Below are 21,983 nucleotides of genomic sequence, written 5' to 3' on the forward strand. Positions count from 1 at the left end.
AAACTATAGTTAATTAATATATATAAATCTGCATTGTTGGTAACAAATTTTCTTTTCAAGATGTAATAATAGGAATTAATATCAACTTTGGCAAAATAAATATTCAAAAATTACTTTTACTTATGTTTTAAATGCAGAAAATCAATTACCTTATTGTTTGTTATAACATTAGTTTTTGTTTTTTGTTGTAAAATAGTTGTTTATCTAATTTTCTTTTTAAGCTTTTTAATAACTATATTTTATTGTTAATCAATGATGCTATTGTTTTAATTTTTGTTTCAGGAAAAACCAATGTTTTTGTAATCTAATTCCTATATAAAAATTTCAAATTAATGGATGTTTAACAATTAGTTTTTATGTTTTATTTTTATTGTTTTTTGATGGTTATTTAGTTAGCTTATTCCTATTAACAAAAATATTAGGAAAATTGTTTTTATAGGTTTAAACGAATTTGATTTAAATTTTCTTGATAACTTAAATGTAATAGTTGTAAAGGTACTTGAAAGTTTATTCTGTATAAACCATATAATCATCAATGGTAGTCTAATGTATTTCTAGCACTTCTACATGTATAGAATATATTTATTTATGTAGCAGCTGAGTTTAGTATTAATACAAAATAAACTGCTGTAAAAATAGATGCTCTCTTGAGGTTATTATCTTCTTTATCAGTATAAAATGTTTTATTTTTTTTGGAGATACTGCTATAGAAAGAAAAGTTATGTCCCAAAATTCTTTTCCGAAAACGCTGCTAAAAAAACTTTTTAAATTAAAATCGACATTTAAATTCATACTGATTTTGGTCGAATGGGTCAACATTATTACAAATCAAGAAGGACGCTGTTAGCTGATGTAATGATCTGTCTACAAAAAAAAATATTGCGACTCAATTAATTCATTATTGCTCTGGTTAGTTATATCTTCGTTGCCATTATGTTGTGTAGCAAACTATTATTGTGTTTTAGGAAAAGACATAAAATACTGCGCTAAAAGAAAAATTTATAGCATATCGTTTTTTAACAATTTTAATGTAATGATTTCAAAAATGTATCAAAAATCAAGAAGTAAGGTTCTTCTAGCGATTGTGGCTTTCGTATGTATGACCGCTTATTCCTGTAAAGAAACTCAAGATAGTATCACGAATGGCGAAACTGTTGTAAAGGTAAATCTTCTTGGCGTAGCTAATCCTACTGTAAGTAATGATAATGCAGTTTCCAAAAAAGGGAAGGTTGGGCAAGAGGCATCGCAAAGTAAACAAGTGGGTACTGTGCCTTTTTCTAGTAGTGGTTCCTTTGAGGTGACATTAACCTCCGCTCCTCAGTTACCGGTGTCTGATGAGTCGCAGTCGTCGGCTTCAAACCGAGCAACAGCAGCTACTGATCGTTCTCCGCTGGATGAAAATATTAAATATAAAGTACTGGTATATGATGCGGATGGTAATTATATAACAGAAAAGCTGTATACCAACGGAGTCGGTGATCAAGATGGTATCGCGTTAGATGCGGGAAAGACCTATTCGTTTATTGCCTATTCGGTTAATAGTACAACGTCAGTTCCTGCTGTAGTTGACGGAAGTAAACTGACTGAGGCTAGTTTAAAAGGAATTGATAGTGATCTAATGTATTTTTCAGGGAAAATGACTCTTGCAGCCGGTGAGAATAATTTGGATGTGATCTTAAAACATCAATATAGCCAGATTATCACCCGTATTAAAATGAGTCCGAATACAACTGGATCGATTACAAGTATTGTTACTCCGATAATAAATCCAACTCATGTAAGTGCAAACCTGAAGCTTGCAGATGGTAGTTTGACCTATAATGGCTTAAACAAATTGGGTGTCAATGTTGTGTTTCCTGCTTTAGGGAAAGGTTTGCGTGAAGTGACAAGTCTTCCAACAATGCTGATTCATCCTAATGAATCTGCTGGGACATTAAAATTTGGAAGTATCACGATTGATGGTGAAACAAAATCAAATATTGTAGTACCGGATTTAAAAGTTATCCCGGGACAGCGTTACTATCTAGATCTTGAATTTAAAACTTGTACACAGAATGTGGAAGGTGGCTCCGGTATGAATTGGTCGTTTGCTGAAAGAAAGCAAGGCGGAGTAGTGGGTATTGTTGCTGATGGTGTTTTTATCCCGAACGGACAAGCGCTGGAAAAAACTTTTACAGCTCCAGGAGCTGATTACGGTTTTGTCTTCGATATTTTACAGTTAGACAATTCCTTTAATATGGAAGTGAACGGTGTGAAACTTGCTAAACAGGAAATTCAATTTCAAGTGGATGCAATTTCATCTCGTCAAAATATCAAGTTTGCTGATGGTAGTAGTTTTAGCGGAAAAAATACGGAAAATGGAGCGACTTTGTCTAGTATTTATGGTTTGAAAGGTACAGCGTTAGCTCCGCTCATTAAGGTGGTTATTAGTCGTACAGGTGAGGTGACGATGTTTGCAAGTAAAAAATCTGGCGGTGCTTTATATCCATTGGTATTAAGCAATGGCAATTCATTTAATACTTTCCTTTGGGATGGTGCAAAAACAAATGTGGTTAAAGTTACGCAGTTAGTAGATGGTGAAACCATCATAAAAGGTGCAGGAAGCGGTGTGAAAAAAGTTTCTTGTAACCTAGTGAAATAGATAGTCTTTAATATATATAAAGTTGATAAAATGAGAAAGGAATTGAAAAAAACATATTTAAGTCCACGAGTTGAAGCAACTCAAGTGGAATTAGAGCAAGGTATCGCAGCGGGATCTGCTTGTGCTAACCCTGGAGATAATAGTAATACGGTACAACAGGAATGGACCGATGGTCCTAATGATTCCCGCACCCTAGATTGGTAATGTTATTTTAGAAGTAAAGCAAGCTCCCGACCATAAATCGGGAGTTTTTTTTATTTTTCAATTATTCTTTTGTTTTATTAAAAATTAAATTATAAATCTATAATTATTAAAAAAAACCAAATATATATTTATGTAGATGTTCATCTACAAAATTATTGATTGTGATATTTTTAGTCTATTAGCCGTTTTAAAGTCCCTACTTTCGCAATTGAATTTTATCATAATAGGGAAAATTTATTATGACAAGGGAAGAGTTCACAAAATATGAATACTTCTTTTATCAACTTTTATAATAATAAATAACTCAAGGGAACTCTATTAACAAAGCTTTAATACTATATTTTTAATAATTAAATAAAATGATTTCACAATTTTATCAAAATTCTAGAACTAAAGTTCTAGTGGCGATTGTTGCGCTTTTCTGTTTAGTGTCTTATTCTTGTAAGGAGACTAAAGACAGTGTTGAAAGTAATAACACTGTTGTAAAAGTAAATCTTTTGGGTGTTGCTAACCCTGTTGCAGATGAGCCTGCGAAAAAAGGTAAAGCTACTGCTGGTTCTGATCAATCCGTACAGGTGAGTACAGTACCATTTTCAAACAGCGGTTCTTTCAAAGTAACTTTGACAGCTGCGGGCAATCCGTCAAATGGGCTACGTGCTTCGGGATCTAATCGTGCGCCAACAGGTGCAGTACATACTCCTTTGGATCAGAATGTACAATATAAAGTGTTGGTTTATGATACCAATGGCGATTATGTAACTGAAAAAGTTTATACTAATGGTACTGATAATAGTATGGGTATTGAGCTGGATGCGGGAAAGACTTATTCATTTATTGCTTACTCGGTAAACAGTACAACAGCAGTGCCTGCGGTATCGGGAGCTAATAAATTGTCTACAGCTACTTTAGCAAACATTGATAGCGACCTCATGTACTTTTTTGGTACATTGACACTTGCTGCGGGTGATAATAATCTCAATGTGATTTTGAAACATCAATATAGTCAGATCATTACGCGTATCAAAATGAATCCGACAACTACGGGTTCAATTACCAATATCACTGCTTCTGTTATTAAACCGTCACATATCAGTGCAAACCTGAAGCTTTCAGATGGTACATTGACATATAATGGGTTGAACCAAGCTGGTGTAAATGTTGTATTTCCAGCGTTGGGTGCTGGACTTCGTGAAGTAACAAGTTCACCAACAATGCTGATTCATGAAAAAGCGACATCTGGCGAACTTACTATAGGAAGTATAACCATTGATGGTGTTACTAAAAGTAATCTTAAAATTCCACAATTGAATATTATACCAGGGCAACGCTACGTGCTTGATTTAGACTTTAATACCTGTACACAAGATGTGGTAGGTGGTGCAGACATGGATTGGAACTATCAAAATGTATCTCCAGGTGGTATTAACGTAAATGGAGTATTTAAGCCTAATGGAAGTATTCTTGAGACAAGTTTTACTGCTCCCGGAGCAGACTACGGTTTCGTTTTTGATATTCTGAAATTAGATAACTCTTTCAATATGGAGGTTAATGGAGTTAAGCTTGCTCAGAAAGAAATCCAATTTCAATCTGGTAACGCAACTTTGCCTCAAAATATCAAATTTGAAGATGGTAGTGAATTCAGCGGTAATAATACGCAAGGTGGAAAAGTGACCCATATCTACAGTATGACTGGTACGGCTGCTGCACCACTAGTTAAAGTGGTGATAAGCCGTTTGGGTGAAGTGAAGATGTACGCGAGTAAAGTATCTGGCGGTCCATTATTTCCATTGGTTTTAAGCAATGGTAATGCTTTTAATAAATTTACGTGGAATGGTGGAGCACAAAGCAATGCTGTTAAATTAACACAGATGGTAATTGGAACTACTGCTTTAAAAGGATCAGGTAGTGGTGTAAAGAAGGTGTCTTGTAACCTGGTGAAATAATTAATTCAAAACAATCTATTAATAAAATGACAACTGATATAAGAAAAGCATATATAAGTCCAAGAGTTGAAGCAACTCAAGTGGAACTGGAACAAGGTATCGCGGCGGGATCTGCTAGCACTCTTCCTGGAGATAATAGTAATTCGGTACAGCAAGAATGGACAAACGGTCCTGATGATTCACGTACTATAGACTGGTAATATTATCTTAATAGTTTAACAACTCCCGACTTCAAATCGGGAGTTTTTTTTGCTTAAAATCTATCTGTTTAGGTGAAAATTTTATGTTTGAATATCTTTTGTAGGTGGTCAGCTACAAAAGTCATTGTGCTTGTAATTGATCATCTACAAGAGTAACTATTTAGGTCAAAATCTGAGATGTGTAATCGATTATTATCTAGTTTTGCTCAAATTAAAATCTGAATTTAAGTTTGTAATTGTCTTATAAACAGTGTGGTATTGTTCGAATTGTTAATTCAGATTATGGATTTGTACTTAAAAATAAAGATAATAAAAATGAAAACTAACAATGTATTTTTGGCGAACTCTAAAGGCCAATTGAATTATGAGTCTCCTCGTGTTGAGATGTTAAAAGTTGAACTTGAGCATAGTATTGCAGCAGCTTCGGTAAATGGTGAAACCAATAATTCCATCAAAGAATCTTGGGGTACTGAAACGCAAGAACACGAAGTGGAGTGGTAATAACAAACCCTATTTTTTTAACATATTTAACATCTATAAATGAAAAATTTTAAAATTAAATTGGGCTTGGCTACTACATTGGCTCTTGCGCTATTTATATCTTCTTGTAGTAAAGAAGCAAATGAGGCCGTAACTGACGGTTCAACAATCCGTTTAAATATTGGTCAAACTTATGCTAAAGCAGCTCCAGCTAAAGTAGGTTCTGTAGGGCGTACTTTTACCGCAGCGGCACAGACTATTGAAGTTGCCTATAATAATGAGTATACGTTAGTCGCAACATTAACACCTGTAGCATCAGGTTCAAGCAATGATGTTTTGAAAGCTTCTAATCGTGCGGCAGTTACTAGTACGGGTAATTCTGAACAAGTTTTGAAGCAAGGAACGGTTTACTATGTCGCTATTTTTGATGCTACAGGCAAATATAAGGAAACAAAATCTTTCACTCAAGGGGCTGGTGCGCAGGACTTCGCAATTGATAAGGGTAAATATACCTTTGTGGTTTATGCTTCTGGTACGAATAAGTCTTTACCTACAATTGCCCCAAACGCAACTTTGAGTACTGTAAATTTTACAGGTCTTACAGCTGACAAAGATTTTATGTTAGATCAAGTTGAGTTTGAGGTAAAAGCGGGTCAAAACATTCTTAATGCAGATCTAGATCATTTATTTACACAAGTTACATTAAAATTTGATTCTTCTAAGATTGGTGCTGTTACTTCAATAGCGGGTGCAAATATCTCCCCTTCGAATACAAATGCAGATGTGATATTGTCTACAGGTGCTGTAACATATACAGGTAGTGCAACTGCTCCAGTGGCATTTCATTTGAAAAATACAACGGGCACAGTAATCATGTCTGACTCTACATTCATTACGACCGCGCCAACTACAACCGGTATCGTAGAGTTAGCGGGGCTTTCCATAAATAATAGTGTTGCAAAAGCATTATCATTTAAAAACCTAACCTTGAATCCAGGGATTAAATATAACTTGGAACTTAAGGTGAAAGCTCCAACAACTGTGGAACTTGGTGGTAAAGTTTGGGCTTTAGGGAACTTGACGTATAGTAATGGTGTATACGGTTTTGCACAAACGAATGATTCATACGGTAATTATTGGTTTGCTGGATTCCAACTTCCTAAAGTATTAGATGGCAGTGTTAACAATCAAAAACCTTCAACAGCTATTAATGGTGGCGCTACAGATCCTTGTTCTTTGGTATTACCATTAAATACATGGAGATTACCTACCGCGCAGGAGTTCAATACATTGATTACCAATACAAATGCAGGTGGTGTTGATAACCCTCAAAACATCAATAACTGGGATCCGGCACGTTGGGTGGATACTTATGATGGTACTGCCGGTACAAACTTAGGTATGTTCTTTGGTTCACAAGTGAATCCTGGTGCAGACCGCTATAAAGAATTTTATTTACCATACGGAGGTTCATATAATGATAATAATACGGGAGATTCATTTGGATCGCAAGGTTTATATTTATTAGCAAATAACCAACGTTTGCAAATGACAGGTTCTAAAAATACGCAGGGCTGGTCAATTAATACGGCTGCGGCGGATCCAAACTTTGCAATGCAGATCCGTTGTATTAAGAAAGGATTATAATAAATAAAAATTTTTAATCTACCTCTTTTTAAGAGCGCTTTCGATAGAAAGCGCTCTTTTTTTTAATCAGCTTATTTTTATAAATTTAGTGCATCCATCAAATTGGATGTTAGCCTAAATGACGTTTCGTTATGATATTGGCCTTTTGCGGGCAATTGCAGTTTGTTTTGTTTTACTCTTTCATTATAATTTTCCATTTTTTGAGGGAGGATATATAGGGGTTGATATATTTTTTGTGATATCAGGATTTTTGATGACTAAAATTATCTTAACAGAGATTAAAGGAGATCGGTTTTCTTATTTTTCATTTATTGAAAGAAGAATAAGGCGGATTGTGCCAGCACTATTAGGTGTTTCGGTGGTAATGCTGCTATTATTGCCTCTTTTGTATTTTGATGTCGATCTGAAGCTTAATGCGAAGTATATCGCATTGAGTCTCGCTTTTATGTCTAATATTTATTATGGAAGTTTATCTGGTGATTATTTTTCACCCGATGCTCAGGATAATCTGTTTTTACATAGCTGGTCCTTAGCCGTTGAATGGCAATTTTATATAATCTATCCACTGGCTTTATGGGTACTTAAGGATCGGTACCTACATCATTTAAAACAATTTCGCTTCATTTTAATTGTTTTAACGGTACTTTCCCTTTCTCTTTGGCTTGGTATGGGGAGTCGCAGTAGTTGGGCTTTTTATTTGATGCCGACGCGGATTTGGGAATTTTTAATTGGGGGTTTGGCTTTTTTGTACAGTCAAGAATTAAAAGAGAGGTTGAAACCATTCTTAACAGCACTAACCATTATGAGCTTAGTACTGATGCTTGTTTCCGCTCTCTTTATTCGCGCAAATCATACCTGGTCATCGACATTAGTTGTAATTCCTGTTTTGGCAACCGCTGTTTTATTAGCGATAGATCATCAATTGGTATGGTTTCAAAATAGCGGAATTCAATTTTTAGGAAAAATTTCTTACTCTTTGTACCTGTGGCATTGGCCATTTTATGTGCTCTATCGAAAATTTGAGTTTTTGATGCAATGGCGTTATAGTATTCTTATTCCTTTTTTTCTTTCTTTTATTTTTGCTATCCTGTCTTTTTATCTGTTTGAGCGAAAGAAAAATATATTTGGCGCTAAGATTTTAACAATTTCTGGATGTGTAGTTGCTTTACTTGCAACAATGCTCTTTGTATTTCCTAAGCATACATTATGGGATAAAATTCGCCTCGTTGATAATCAATATGTCAATTATTTTCAACAGGATGAACATCAGCATTTGAACCCATGTAATTGCTATATCACAAGAAGCCCGAATTATAACACCTATGATAAAGAAGAATGTTTGAAAATCGATGTGGGAAAAGAAAATATCTTATTGATCGGGGACAGCCATGCGGCGCAGCTTTCTACGGCTTTTAGAAATGCCTTGAAAGAAGATCAGCATCTGCTTGAGATGAGTTTAAGCCTAACTTTTCCTTTTCCAGATTCAAAAGGTTATGATAAGTCAGTTCAGTTATGGAAATATTTTTATACCGAGTTCCTGCCTAAAAATGAGAATAAAATCAATAAGGTGTTTATTTCTGTTCATTGGTTAATGAATACATATGAGGAAATGAACTATACACCTAAAGAAATAAAGCAGGGTTTAAGTCAGATGATTGCGCTCTTTGATAGTTATGGGCTACAGTATTATTTCATCGGACAAACCGAACTTTATCGGGTACCTTACCGGCAGATTGCATTAAAAAAAATGTTTAACCCTACTCTAGATGAGCAGCAATTTATTCTAGACGAAGGGCAACAAGTTAATGAATTTCTGAAACGAATTATTCCGGAGCAACATTATATTGATATTTATAAACATGGAGAAATAGAGCACAATTCTCAGGAAATGGGGATGTCTTACATCTTTGATAAACATCATCTCACTGCATTTGGGGCTAGTCAGGTTGTAGATTATCTACTGCGGAAGGAATATCTGTGATCACATATACGCTGTTAATGAAAAGGAGCTTTATGTACGTTAGTATAAAGCTCCTTTTTTATATGTTATTCAGATTATTTATCCGGCGATGATATGCTGTCCTTTGCCTGCATTGATATGATCAAGTAAGGTCGGATTTAAAATTGTACAGGTTTTCAACATTTCCCGTACAGGATATTTTTCAACAATATCTTTTAATGAACGGAGATGCTTATCATGGTGCAGGTCTGTTCCGACAAAATCGTACATACCCGATTTAACAAGTGTCATGGCAATGGCTTTTACATCGACACCATAATATCTGCTCAGAGATAAAAGGTTTAATTGCAAAAAACATCCAGCATCTTTTATTTGTTTGTAAATGTTGAAATTGCTGTGATAATAATTATAGCGTTCGGGATGTGCCAATATAGGTTTGTAACCTAATTTTTGAATATTCAATATGGTTTGAAATAAAGCCTTCGATTCGGAAAGGTATGACATTTCAATCAAAACATATCCTCCAGGCATTAAGCACAAATCATTACGCTCAACCAGTCCATGAAGACCGTCGTCGATCATGTGTTCCGCGGCTGCAAAAATCTCCACATCGCTTCCTGAATTTTTTAATCCTTCGCTTAGTGAATGGTGGGCTTGTCCAATGCTAAATTTAGTATTAGGATGTACACCCTCCATGATATGGGGAGTACAAATAAATTTTTTGAAACCAAGGCTGCTTAATTCCTTAATATAGCCTAATGATTGCTGTACTGATGTGCTACCATCATCAATGCCCGGTAGTAAATGATTATGCATGTCAACTTCAAGAAAATCCAATTGTGATATGGATCGAACCGAAGCGGCATTTTTATTTTTTGTGAATAGATTGCTAAAAAAAGACATCTGTGATTTTAGTAATAATTGTTTTTCGATAGTATAGATTAAAGTGCGCTGTGATCTGACAAATATTCATATATTAAGCAAAATCGAAATATGAGCTAAATGCCTGTTTTCACAACGTTATTTCCTCCAATTTATTGTAAATAAATGTTCTCAATTAGTGTGCCAACATTACTTGTGAGGAAATGTGTTTGAAAGGATGATAATATAACTGTTTAAACAGTTAAAGCCTTGATAAAGAAATTTTTTAGAATTTTATTTAGTAAAGTTTTTAAATCAAAAACCTTTTTGTAAGATTTTTGTTATTAACCCTGCCACTTCGCTAGAAAGCATAATAAAAGTGAACCGGGTTTTATTAATAATTAATAAATATATGAAAATTTATATACGAGGATTGTCAATTTTTAAGTAAATTGGTGTTGTGAATTATAATATTGAATAGGAGCCATTTAAGGGTCATCTAAATACCCTTTACTAACCATATCCTATTAATAAGAGTGAACTGTTAGCAATAAGATTATGATAAGTTTTTTTGGAGATTTAAAAAGACATTTATATCGAGACCATCCGCGTTGGATTATTTTGATGATCGATATGTTTATTGTATTTGTCAGTTATGTACTGTCTATTTATGTACTCTATGACTTGAAAGGGTTTGCTGATGTTTCGATGATGTTGAAAAAGCTAATCATTATTCTTTTCGTATATTTTACTTTTTTTGTTAGCAACAGTACTTTTAAAGGGATTGTACGCCAGACGGGTATTCAAGATGCAATTAAAATATTTAAAACTACAGCAACTGCTTATATTGTGCTGATGCTATTCATGATTATCATCAGGTCTGTTGTAGAGCGTGGAAGTGTGGTGTCAGATTACCTAAGATTGCCTTATGGACTGTTGACCATGCAGTTCTGTATGTTACTGGTATTCATGATCGGCTCTCGTGTGGTTTACCGTACGGTATTTGAATATCTCTCATTATCTGCCAGAAAGTTGGAAAACGTCTTGATTTTTGGTGCTTCTCGTCCCGGACTCTCAACTTACTCTCTTTTGAAAGAAGACCCTCAAGTGAAGTATCATGTAATTGCGTTCGTAGAAGATCAGTTAAATCGTGTCGGTAAACGACTTGCGGGCTTGAAAATCCTGGATATAACTGAAATTACATCAGATTTTATTAAAAGAAACCGTATTACGGATGTGATCATTGCAGTAGAAAATAATGATCCTGAACGTTTACAATATGTTTCGGACTGGTTCCATCAGCTTGGTCTTGAACTTAAAATCATGTCTCCTGCGCGTATTCTACCTAATTCAAGAGTGAATCGTGAGATTAGACCTTTAGAAATTGATGATTTATTGGGGCGTAAGCCTATCAAACTGGATCATCAGGAGATAGAAGCCGAGATGGAAGGTAAAGTAATTTTGGTGACAGGTGCAGCAGGATCAATTGGCTCAGAGCTTGCTCGGCAAATTGCCCGACGTTCTTATAAAAAATTGATTTTATTAGATCAAGCAGAATCTCCTTTGTATGATATACAACAATCAATAAAATGCAGCTATCCTGAACATTTACATTGTGTTGTTGGAGATGTGCGTAATTATTTTTTCATGCAAAAGATATTTGCAGAGTATCATCCGGATTTGGTATTTCATGCGGCGGCCTATAAACATGTGCCCTTGATGGAGGCTAATCCATACGAATCAATACAGACAAATGTGCTAGGAAGTAAAAATGTTGTAGACCTCTCGATGAAATATGGGGTTAAAAAAATGGTCATGGTATCCACGGATAAAGCGGTTAACCCGACTAATATTATGGGAGCAACAAAGCGCATGGCTGAAATATATGTGAGCAGTTGCAGTGGAAAATCCGATACTCAATTTATCATTACCAGATTTGGTAATGTGCTAGGTTCTAATGGATCGGTGATCCCACTTTTTGAGAAACAGATGGAGCAAGGTGGTCCATTGACATTGACTCATCCAGATATCACCCGATTTTTTATGACAATTCCAGAAGCTTGTCAATTGGTTCAAGAAGCTGGTGTGATGGGAAAAGGCGGAGAGATTTTTGTGTTTGATATGGGTAAGTCAATTCGTATCATCGATCTGGCAAAACGTATGATTAATTTGAAAGGTTATCGTTATCCAGAAGATATTGATATCAAAATCGTTGGGTTACGTCCTGGAGAGAAGATCTATGAAGAGCTTCTTGCCAATAATGAGAATACGATAAAGACTCACCATCCCAAAATTATGATAGCGAAGGTAAATCATGACGATTTGCCTCAAAAAGTAGAACGAATTAATTATTTGTGTCAACATATAGTAGGTCCGCATGCTATTTTACCCGATTTTATGAATCTCGTGAGACATATGAAAAAAATAGTTCCTGAATTTAAGTCGCAGAATTCAGAATTCGAAATACTGGATAATGAAGTTTTAGACATGGAAATTATGGATAAAATAGTTTCTGAAGTACCGATCTATCCTATCGCTAGAAATGCTTAACAGGATATTTCCTTAATAAATAATTTCCTTGTTTAGGAGTGTTATATTCTTTAATTAGAAAATTATCATACGAAATATAGATTGATGTAGCGGGGTAGCTACAAATTTATAAACAATCTATTTTTTATCCAACGATCTTCATAGGTGTACAGTTATAATAGTTATTATTGTTACTATTTTAATGCTCACATAATTTGATGTCAGCAAAATATGCTGCATGGACTATCGATGCCTGCACTTGCCATACATCTGAAGAAAATATACTGAACTCTTGTCAACACTAAAAAAGAAAAAAACATTTCTCCTTCGAGCTTTATTGATCGGAGCACTTATTGCTTCTTTTATATACTTAGGTGTTATATTTATTTACCAGTATTATGAACAGCAAAAGGTAAAAGAACGTCTTGATGCTGCATATGCATCTTCATATAAACAATCTTCTGGACTTGATCGATTATTCTCCGTATATAGTGAAGCCGAAAACCTTTTCAGGTTGTATACCGTGAATTTTGACAAGCCTACTTTTTCAGCTTACAAAAATAAATTGGATACGATTAGGTATTCTGTAGACTCATTGTCAAAATTGCCTTTGAAGGAAAATTTAATGCAGGTGAGTGCAGAAGATATGGAGCAAAAAAAGGTGCTTTCACAAGAATTTGCGACATTAAAGCAGACAGTAGATCAACTCATATTCTTTACAAAGGACTCCTTGTCTGTTTTATCTTCCTCCAATAAAACATTATTAAGGGATCCTAAGTTTGAGCAGGTCGATTCGATTGTGAAGAGGATAATGAGTGACACCTCCTTTAATACATTAACGAAAGATACGACAATCCGAAAAAAAGAAAATCTCTTTAAACGTATTTTTAAAGCTAAAAATGATACGCTTGTCGCTAAGACGATTATACAAGATTTTAATACGTTGCAAAAAGATGTAATTTCCCGTAATATAGCCTATCTGATACAGCAAAATAAAAAAGTTTACCGTCAAAATTTAAAGAACCTCCAAGAAAAGTTTGTTGCTCTTCAAGATAAGGAAAAACAACTGGTGCTGGCAAATAGAAGCTTACTGGATAATCTGAGGAAGGGAATTGATGTGATTAAAAGTCACGAGTTAGCGCTACTGCGAAAAGCAGAAAAAAAAGACTTGGCATTATACAAAGAAAGTACACATAATTTTAGAAATCAGCTTATTGGATCTTTTATCATAATTGGACTGTCAATTATTCTGATTTTCTTCTATCAGTCGAATGCCGTTTCTTATGAACGTAAATTGCAGGAGGAGAAGGATTATGCATCACAGGTAGCGGCAGAGAAAACGACTATTTTAGCGAGTGTAAGTCATGAGGTAAGATCTCCTATCAATGCATTGCAGGGTATTATTAGCATATTGCGAAAAAATAATGATAGTAAGCTGATTCATCCAGAGTATCTTAACTCGGCCTCGCACGAAATTGATGTTATCAACAGTACTGTCAATGATATATTAAACCTGAGTAAGTTGGAAGCTGGGGCAATGGATGTACAATATGATTATTTTGCACCGCACCAATTATTACTAAATATCCTCAATTTACACAATCATCAAGCCCAAAATAAAAATATTACTATTGTTAAAAAAATAGAAATAGACCCTACATTATTAATTTATAGCAGTGAGTTTAGAATGAAGCAGATCATTTCTAATCTGATCAGTAATGCCATTAAATATACTTCTCAAGGGGAAGTCAGTATCACTGCTTCTCTGAAACTGAAAAATGGAAAAACAACGCTGTTTGTGGCTGTTCAGGATAGTGGTATTGGTATTCTAGAAGAAGAACAGGCGCTGGTATTTCGTCAGTACTATATGGCCGGAGCGAAGAAGCAAACAAGTAGTTTTGGGCTGGGGTTATATATATCGAAATTATTTGCCCAACAAATGGAGGGCAATATTGATTTGGTCAGCACATTAGGAAAAGGATCTATATTTACTTTGGTACTTCCTGTCGAAAAAACGAAAATATTGGAAACCACCGCTGTTCAGTATACATTGGAAGATCTTCCTCAAGAAATGAAGATTGTGATCATTGATGATAACAGGATTAATGTTCTTTACTTGAATCACTATTTTAAAGATTTTCCTAATGTACATATTTTTGAGCAAGGTCATGTTGCTCTTGCATATATGGATGAAAATGACGTTGATGTCGTAATCACAGATTTAAGGATGGCTGATCTTGACGGTTGGGGAATTTTAAATAAGATACGAGCAAAAAAAGAATGGGAACTAGTTAGGGTATTTGTTTTTACGGCAGACAGTATGTATCTCGAAGCTGCTGAACAAAAGCAGGTAAATCTTTTTGATGCAAAATTGAAAAAACCACTGGATGCTCATGACCTAATTTCCTCTATCAAGAGGTCTATGGGATAACTAATGATAATACAATCAGTGTGGCCAGTTAACTTCTAAAATAATATATAACGAAAGCTTATGTATTTCCCATCACATAAAGTTGTGTCAAATTTGGTGTTGGATTTCCACCCTTTGTTTCTAAGGTTATAGCAAAAGCTTGTGCTTTAGGTATTTGATTCATACTGGTGATGCGATCAGTATGATCCAAAGGAAATACACCAGCATCTACTGGTTTACCATCAACGATTGCCCAAAGTTGGTACTGCATACCTTCTGGAGCAGGAGGTAAATTTTCTAGACTTAGATAAACATCTGTTGTATTGGTGTTCCAGAAAACATGTGCTTTGAGTTTTGGATGTTGCTCTACTCCGGCTAAAGTGATCGTTTTAATCGCAGGATCTTGCAACATAGCCCATTTTTCCTCTAAACTCAGCAATGCTTTTTGAGTAGATTCTTGTTTTGAAACTGATTGTTCCAGCAGATTTTGATTAACAGAAGTTTTATTGTGAAAATAGATATTAGCACCTATACTTAAAGCTAATAAGATAGACGCGGCAATACTCCAGTTTGACGTACTAAATTTGCGCACAGGGGACGGTAGAGCGGACTGTGGAATCAACTCTTCTGTCTTTTCAGCAGATACAATAGGATGATTAGCTTGATCGGATATTTTATTCCAGATTATCGATTTAAGCTCGGTGGGAGGAGACATAGCTTGGACAGTAGCAAAATCTTCTAAAGTTTCTTGTGCCTCTAGAATCGCTTGCTGTACTTCAGTGTTATGCTTACTTACGCACATCAAAACACTCACCTCTTCTTCGCTGGCGAGATTTAGCACATAAGCTTCGATAATTCCTGACGATATGTATTCTTTAATATCCACTAGTATTGGTATTCTTTAAGTATTTTTTTTAATTCTAAAAGTGCTCCTCGTGTACGCGTTTTTACTGTTCCAAGTGGGATGTTTAGTTTTTCTGCAATCTCTTGTTGTGTGTACCCTTCATAATAGGCCATTTCAATAAGTTCCTTCCATTCTGCACGAAGTTCATTCAATACGTTTTTAAAACCAATATGATCTACCTGTGTAGAAACACTAAAGTTATGTTTTTCTTTAGCATCTACGATATCTGGAAGAGATTGGTTTTTTTGTTCATTTTGGACGCCTTTTGATTTGATGTAATCAAATGCAGCATTACGGGCTATATTAATGATCCAAGTGTAAAGTTTGCCTCGAGAAGCATCGAATGAATCAATATGTTTCCATATTTTGATAAAAACATTTTGAAGTACTTCGTCAGCATATTCCTTGAGTGTAACGATACGTAGCACTAGACCATACAGTGCTCCCGCATAATGATCATAAAGATAATTAAAGGCGCGCTGATCCTTTTTCTGTAATAAGGAAATTAATGTATCTTCTTCTAAGTGGTGTATCGGGCTCAATTAATTAGTCTTTGAGTTCAAAGATATATAATAGGATTAAGAAATTCTATATTTATTTGAATTTTAATTGATTGTACTGGATTTATTGCACACAAACCTATTATTCATTTCTTAAATGAGTGCTCTCGACATAAAGTTGAGGTGACTTATGTTTTGAAATATTTTAATTAAATCAGCTCAGGACCAAGTTTTTTTTTAATGATGTAGCATAAAATGGCGGTGAGATATTTTTAATTTCAAAACGCAATCCAATTGAAGCATTATTTCGTAAGTGATATAAATAGGGTAAATAAAATGATAACCACTAAAAAAAATAGGAAATGAAAAAGAAATTCACTTTTATGACACTCGGATTATTATTGATGGGTGTTCTCTTTTGCGGAAATGTTGTAGCACAACATGCAAATAAAACTGTAATCGTAGGTGGAGCTGCAATGTATCCAACTAAAAATATTATTGAGAATGCGGTTAACTCAAAAGATCATACTACTTTGGTCGCTGCAGTGAAGGCTGCAGGTTTAGTAGAGACATTATCTTCTAAAGGGCCTTTTACTGTATTAGCTCCAACAAATGAAGCGTTTAATTTATTACCGAAGGGCACGGTTGAGAAATTATTAAAGCCTGAAAATAAAGGTATGTTAACGAAAGTGTTGACCTATCATGTATTGGCTGGAAAATTTGATGCCGCATCTATCTTAAAATCTGTTAAGGAAATGGGCGGTAAAGCTGATATGACTACAATAGAAGGTGGGAAGATTACTTTTTGGACGAAGGGTAAGGATCTTTATGTACGTGATGCTAAAGGAAAAGATGCTAAGGTGACGATTTCGGATGTTGTACAATCAAATGGTATAATTCATGTTATTGACCATGTATTGATGCCTTAGGTACTTTTTTAGGTTGCTAAATGTTTTTGTAATCTTAAGTCTTTTCTGAAAATAAAACTTACGCTTTTTCGGTGATCTTGAGACTTTTGAATATTATTTTAAAAAAGGTGTTTCTAAATAAAAAACTGTAAATCTATTTTAATAGTAGTTTTACAGTTTTTTTTATTGAGGCCAATTTTGTACTATTGGTTTTAAAAGGGAATTAATTTTTGAAAAATTATTCCTTAAAACAACTTTGATAGGGTAAAGTTTTAAAACATATTATCTGAGAATTTAAACAATATCAAAAAAATATTTAGAGCAATAATCAACTATATTTCAATATTAAATTTTAAAAATGTACATTTATGAAAATAAATAGAATATTTTTATTCTATTTATTTATTCAATGTATAAATCATGAATTACAATTTATTAAGAGATACTATTGAACTACTTGAAAAGTTTGAAAAAAATAAGCAAGAAAGTGGAAAGTATAGTGAAGACAGTGCAGGCTTTCAGCAATTTATAGTTGATCATTACAAAGGCATAGTTCCTGCAGAGCCGGATTGGGAGGGAAAGGAAAACGGGCGAAATCCTGAGAGTGTTATTAATACACTAATCGTGCAGATGAACAGATTTGCAAAAAATTATTCTAAATCGGCCATCCACGAATCAAGTTTTTCTACACAAGAAGATTTTATTTATTTGATTAATCTGAAAGTTTTTGGGCCAATGATAAAAATGGAACTTATAAAACGTAATATCCATGATAAACCTTTTGGTATGCAGATTATCAATAGGTTGATTCACCAAAAATGGGTATGCCAGGTCGATTCGGAGGATGATAAAAGGAGTAAAGTCATTTCTATAACAGATGAGGGACTACGTGTTCTCGAGAATCAAATGGATAAAATTCGGCAAGCAAGTCAAATTGTTACGGGGGATTTGACACGTCCGGAAAAAATGGAATTGATACGTTTATTGCAAAAATTGGAAAAATTTCATCAACCAATCTATGATCAAAATATTGACGTTGCAGATTTACTTACTTCTGTTGCTGAAAACTATCCTTTGTTGAATAATTAAGTAGGTACCTATAATTTTACTTAGGGGGCAAAATTTTAAGATCGCTTTGGAAGAAGGTATTTAACTAAACCCGATCATGCAGTCATTTCAAGAAACTTTACGCCTATATGGGATCGATCGCTGTTTGGTAAATCAGTTCCTGAGGAGTATGGAAATGGATCTAAATCAAGTTGAATATGACGAAGATGTGTATAAAGAGTATATCTTAGGCTTTGCTGAAGTTGTAGGATTGATGTGTCTCCATCTTTTTGTAGATGGTAACAAGGGAGCATATGAAAAATTGAGACCATATGCGATGAAATTAGGATCGGCATTTAAAAAAATAAATTTTCTACGTGATATAAAAGATGATTACCACCTTTTGGTCCGAACATATTTTCCAGATGTTGATATGAGCGTTTTTAACAATACGATTAGAGCGGCAATTGAATTGGATATCGAAAATGAATTTAAGGAGGCGTTATTAGGAATAGAAAAGTTACCTAGTTCTTCCAAATTTGGAGTTTTTTAGCATATAAGTATTATTGGCTATTATTGAGAAAGATAAAACAGGTACCAGCTCAGCGTATGTTAAAAGAACGTATTCGCATCCCAAATAGTCAGAAACTATCTTTAATGATGAGTAGTTATTTGTAATATAAAATAGAGGTAGCCAGACCGTTTCGCATATTTGGTATTTAATGAGGATATAAATATGAAATCATCAATAAATCTAACTTAATAAAACGAAGTGTAAATAATTAAAAACTCATTAATATGATCTATTTATTGCAAAGCGAGCAGCAATTGAATTGTGATATGGAAACGGCATGGAACTTTTTTTCTTCGCCTCATAATCTGGCTAAAATTACACCGGATGATATGAATTTTATAATTGTCAATGAAGTTCCAGATGTACCGATATACGAAGGTATGATCATTGATTATAAGATTTCGCCTTTATTCGGAATTACCATGAAATGGCGAACGAAAATAAAAAAGGTTAGACACCATTTAAGCTTTACTGATCACCAATTAAAAGGGCCTTATAAACAATGGAGTCATTTTCATGAATTTATTCCTAATGAGCATGGTATTTTAATGAAAGATATTGTACGATATGAAATGCCTTTCGGTTTTTTTGGTAGACTTGTGCATCGATTGATCATACACAAAAAATTGGAGCACATTTTTAACTATCGCTATCAAGTCTTAGAAAAAATATTTAACTCTGAAAAGCAGTCATGATGAATCTAATAATTGTGTTTTCTACTTTTTTTCTGATGGAAGGAGCAACCTGGTTGATTCACAAATATGTGATGCATGGCTTTTTATGGATTTTACATAAAGACCACCATGATCACAGTACAGAGGGACATCTTGAAAAGAATGATTATTTCTTCATCATATTTGCGATACCTGCTATCATCTTGATGTATTTAGGGCGTCAGGAAGGTTTTAATTACCTTTTTTATATCGGTCTGGGGGTTACACTCTACGGAATGGCTTATTTTTTTGTGCATGATATTTTTATTCATCAGCGTATCAGTTTTTTAAGTAATACCAAAAACCCATATCTATTAGCCATCAGGCGAGCACATAAGCAGCATCATAAACATTTAGGAAGAGAGAGGGGCGAATGTTTTGGATTTCTTTGGGTTCCAGTTAAATATTTTAAAATGTATTTCAAAAAGAATTAAGAATGCAAACATATACCTATATACTGATCAATTTTCTGACCATTGTCATTTGTTTTATTTATTCTTTTGATCGTCGAATACAGTTTAATAAATATTTTCGAGCATTTTTAAAAGCAAGTATTATTGTTTCAATTCCTTTCATTGTATGGGATATACAGTTTACTAAAATGGGTGTATGGTGGTTTAATACAGCTTATACCATGCCTTTACGATTATTGGGTTTGCCAATTGAAGAATGGTTGTTTTTTATTTGTATACCATTTTCCTGTGTTTTTACCTACTTCTGTCTCGACAAATTTTTTAATCTTAATTGGGCAAATCGATTCAACAATTTACTGGTATGGATTACTGTAGTGGTATGCATATTGACCGGTATTCTATTTTACAAGAAAATATATCCACTTGTTACGGCATCGATAACTGCTGGAACTATAATTTATTTGCACTATATAGCTAAAGTGAACTGGATTGGAAAAGGTTCATTTGTTTATCTGTGCTTAATGCCTGGTTTTTTTATGGTGAATGGTGTGCTCACCGGAACTGGATTGGATTCTCCTATAGTCAATTATAATTCGGATCAAATACTCAATATTCGTATGCTGACCATTCCGATAGAAGACGCAGTATATGGGTATGCGCAGTTTATGCTTAACATCTATTTTTTTAAACGGTTTCAAAAAAATGATTAAACGCAATAATTAACGTGTTAAGGATTAAAAATAGTAAAGATGAATGATCAGATTGTTGTATTTTGGTTTAGACGTGACCTGCGCTTAGAAGATAATGTGGGGTTACAGCAGGCTGTTGCATCGGGTTACCCTGTGCTCCCTATATTTATTTTTGATACGACTATACTTCAAAAGTTGGAAACTGACAAAGATCGACGAGTGGATTATATTCACCAAGCTTTGAATTCACTAAATAGTACTTTGCATAATTATGGATCAACGTTGCAGACTTATCACGGTAAACCACTTGAGATTTTTGAGATTATTACTAAAATTTATGATGTACAAGGTGTATACTGTAATAGAGATTATGAACCACAGGCAATAAAAAGAGATAAGCTGATAAAATCGTACCTGAAAGAGCGAGACATTCAATTTAATACTTACAAAGACCAGGTTATATTTGAAAAGTCGGATATTGTTAAAGATGACGGCAACCCCTACAGTGTATACACTCCCTATTCGAGAAAATGGAAAAGCCTATTGGTTCCTCAGAATTATGCCTCTGTAGTAGTTTCTGCAGAACATTTTTATAAAACTAATCCATTGAAAATTACAGAGCTAGAGGTATTGGGCTTTCAGAAAACGGATATAATATTTGAAAAGCCTAATTTAGAACTGGAGATTATAAGCGATTATGATAAAAAGCGTGATTTTCCTGCATTAGATCATACAACACGCTTAGGTATTGCCCTAAGATTTGGCACAATCTCAATCAGATCGTGTGTAGCGTTTGCTTTGAAATATAATGAGACATGGCTTTCTGAATTGATCTGGAGGGAATTTTTTATGCAAATACTGTATCACTATCCGCGCGTAGTCACACATAGTTTTAAACCAAAATATGATTCGATCATATGGCGAAATAATGAAGCTGAATTTCAGCTTTGGTGTTCCGGGAAAACGGGTTATCCGATTGTCGATGCAGGCATGAGGCAACTCAATGAAACGGGATTTATGCATAATAGGGTACGAATGATTACGGCTAGTTTTCTTTGTAAACATCTTCTTATTGACTGGCGTTGGGGTGAAGCATATTTCGCTCAAAAATTATTAGATTATGATCTGGCGGCCAATAATGGTAACTGGCAATGGGTGGCTGGATGTGGTTGTGATGCAGCGCCATATTTCCGTATTTTTAATCCCACAGCGCAAACTTTAAAATTTGATGCTGATCTGTCTTATATCAAGACTTGGAATCCTGATTATGAAAAATATATTCAGATACCGATAGTGTCGCACGAGGAAGCACGTAAAAGAGCACTGAGAGTATATAAGCAAGCATTGTAAATTTATTGTC

At 34.4% G+C, this 21,983-nt stretch carries 19 protein-coding genes; 16 read left to right on the top strand and 3 right to left on the bottom strand.

What is annotated here, in order from left to right:
• The first annotated feature begins 1,045 nt into the window (after positions 1 to 1,045).
• The 7 genes from EDF66_RS03985 (at position 1,046) to EDF66_RS04005 (ending at position 9,096) form a co-directional block, all read left to right on the top strand.
• Positions 1,046 to 2,641: a fimbrillin family protein gene (locus EDF66_RS03985; protein WP_165902360.1), complete on the top strand. Its 1,596-nt coding sequence runs from the start codon at positions 1,046 to 1,048 to the stop codon at positions 2,639 to 2,641.
• Positions 2,642 to 2,671: 30 nt separating this feature from the next.
• Positions 2,672 to 2,845 (top strand): hypothetical protein, encoded by a 174-nt coding sequence (locus EDF66_RS26030; protein ID WP_165902361.1) that lies wholly within the window; start codon positions 2,672 to 2,674, stop codon positions 2,843 to 2,845.
• A gap of 359 nt (positions 2,846 to 3,204) precedes the next feature.
• Entirely contained in the window at positions 3,205 to 4,788 is a 1,584-nt protein-coding gene (locus tag EDF66_RS03990) for a fimbrillin family protein (protein WP_132840791.1), read from the top strand.
• Positions 4,789 to 4,814: 26 nt separating this feature from the next.
• Positions 4,815 to 4,988 carry a hypothetical protein gene (locus EDF66_RS26035; RefSeq protein WP_165902362.1) on the top strand — a complete coding sequence of 58 codons (174 nt, stop codon included), beginning with the start codon at positions 4,815 to 4,817 and terminating at the stop codon, positions 4,986 to 4,988.
• Positions 4,989 to 5,303: 315 nt separating this feature from the next.
• A complete protein-coding gene (locus tag EDF66_RS03995; protein ID WP_132840793.1) occupies positions 5,304 to 5,489 on the top strand; it encodes a hypothetical protein in 186 nt (61 codons plus the stop codon).
• A 39-nt stretch (positions 5,490 to 5,528) separates the two neighbouring features.
• Positions 5,529 to 7,115: a hypothetical protein gene (locus tag EDF66_RS04000; protein ID WP_132840795.1), complete on the top strand. Its 1,587-nt coding sequence runs from the start codon at positions 5,529 to 5,531 to the stop codon at positions 7,113 to 7,115.
• Positions 7,116 to 7,233: 118 nt separating this feature from the next.
• Positions 7,234 to 9,096 (top strand): acyltransferase family protein, encoded by a 1,863-nt coding sequence (locus EDF66_RS04005; protein ID WP_132840796.1) that lies wholly within the window; start codon positions 7,234 to 7,236, stop codon positions 9,094 to 9,096.
• A gap of 78 nt (positions 9,097 to 9,174) precedes the next feature.
• Here EDF66_RS04005 and EDF66_RS04010 read toward each other — a convergent pair whose 3' ends face one another.
• A complete protein-coding gene (locus EDF66_RS04010; protein ID WP_132840798.1) occupies positions 9,175 to 9,978 on the bottom strand; it encodes a tyrosine-protein phosphatase in 804 nt (267 codons plus the stop codon).
• Between the two features lie 516 nt (positions 9,979 to 10,494).
• Between EDF66_RS04010 and EDF66_RS04015 the strand changes: the two genes are divergently transcribed.
• Positions 10,495 to 12,486: a nucleoside-diphosphate sugar epimerase/dehydratase gene (locus EDF66_RS04015; RefSeq protein WP_132840800.1), complete on the top strand. Its 1,992-nt coding sequence runs from the start codon at positions 10,495 to 10,497 to the stop codon at positions 12,484 to 12,486.
• A 271-nt stretch (positions 12,487 to 12,757) separates the two neighbouring features.
• Positions 12,758 to 14,896 carry a hybrid sensor histidine kinase/response regulator gene (locus tag EDF66_RS04020; RefSeq protein WP_132840802.1) on the top strand — a complete coding sequence of 713 codons (2,139 nt, stop codon included), beginning with the start codon at positions 12,758 to 12,760 and terminating at the stop codon, positions 14,894 to 14,896.
• Positions 14,897 to 14,954: 58 nt separating this feature from the next.
• On the opposite strand, the gene EDF66_RS04025 is transcribed toward EDF66_RS04020, so the two are convergent.
• Entirely contained in the window at positions 14,955 to 15,761 is an 807-nt protein-coding gene (locus tag EDF66_RS04025) for an anti-sigma factor domain-containing protein (protein WP_132840804.1), read from the bottom strand.
• Positions 15,761 to 16,321 (bottom strand): RNA polymerase sigma factor, encoded by a 561-nt coding sequence (locus EDF66_RS04030; protein WP_132769506.1) that lies wholly within the window; start codon positions 16,319 to 16,321, stop codon positions 15,761 to 15,763. The genes EDF66_RS04025 and EDF66_RS04030 overlap by 1 nt, the downstream gene beginning before the upstream one ends.
• Before the next feature lie 320 nt (positions 16,322 to 16,641).
• Between EDF66_RS04030 and EDF66_RS04035 the strand changes: the two genes are divergently transcribed.
• The 7 genes from EDF66_RS04035 to EDF66_RS04065 all read left to right on the top strand — a co-directional run bounded on the left by EDF66_RS04035 (position 16,642) and on the right by EDF66_RS04065 (position 21,973).
• A complete protein-coding gene (locus EDF66_RS04035; protein ID WP_132840805.1) occupies positions 16,642 to 17,208 on the top strand; it encodes a fasciclin domain-containing protein in 567 nt (188 codons plus the stop codon).
• 399 nt (positions 17,209 to 17,607) lie between these two features.
• A complete protein-coding gene (locus EDF66_RS04040; protein ID WP_132840807.1) occupies positions 17,608 to 18,276 on the top strand; it encodes a MarR family winged helix-turn-helix transcriptional regulator in 669 nt (222 codons plus the stop codon).
• A gap of 76 nt (positions 18,277 to 18,352) precedes the next feature.
• The gene (locus tag EDF66_RS04045; RefSeq protein ID WP_207898449.1) at positions 18,353 to 18,787 is read left to right on the top strand and encodes a phytoene/squalene synthase family protein; all 435 of its coding nucleotides are present in this window, start codon (positions 18,353 to 18,355) and stop codon (positions 18,785 to 18,787) included.
• A gap of 245 nt (positions 18,788 to 19,032) precedes the next feature.
• On the top strand, positions 19,033 to 19,503 hold the full coding sequence (locus tag EDF66_RS04050) for an SRPBCC family protein (RefSeq protein WP_132840809.1): 471 nt from the start codon (positions 19,033 to 19,035) through the stop codon (positions 19,501 to 19,503).
• Positions 19,500 to 19,955 (top strand): sterol desaturase family protein, encoded by a 456-nt coding sequence (locus tag EDF66_RS04055; protein ID WP_165902363.1) that lies wholly within the window; start codon positions 19,500 to 19,502, stop codon positions 19,953 to 19,955. The genes EDF66_RS04050 and EDF66_RS04055 overlap by 4 nt, the downstream gene beginning before the upstream one ends.
• Positions 19,956 to 19,957: 2 nt before the next feature.
• Positions 19,958 to 20,644, top strand: a complete 687-nt coding sequence (locus tag EDF66_RS04060) for a lycopene cyclase domain-containing protein (protein ID WP_132840811.1) — start codon at positions 19,958 to 19,960, stop codon at positions 20,642 to 20,644.
• Between the two features lie 39 nt (positions 20,645 to 20,683).
• Positions 20,684 to 21,973, top strand: coding sequence for a cryptochrome/photolyase family protein (locus EDF66_RS04065; protein ID WP_132840813.1), 1,290 nt, complete (start codon positions 20,684 to 20,686; stop codon positions 21,971 to 21,973).
• The last annotated feature ends 10 nt before the right edge of the window (positions 21,974 to 21,983 follow it).

It is taken from the genome of Sphingobacterium sp. JUb20 (assembly GCF_004342035.1).
GTDB classification, from domain to species: Bacteria; Bacteroidota; Bacteroidia; order Sphingobacteriales; family Sphingobacteriaceae; genus Sphingobacterium; species Sphingobacterium anhuiense.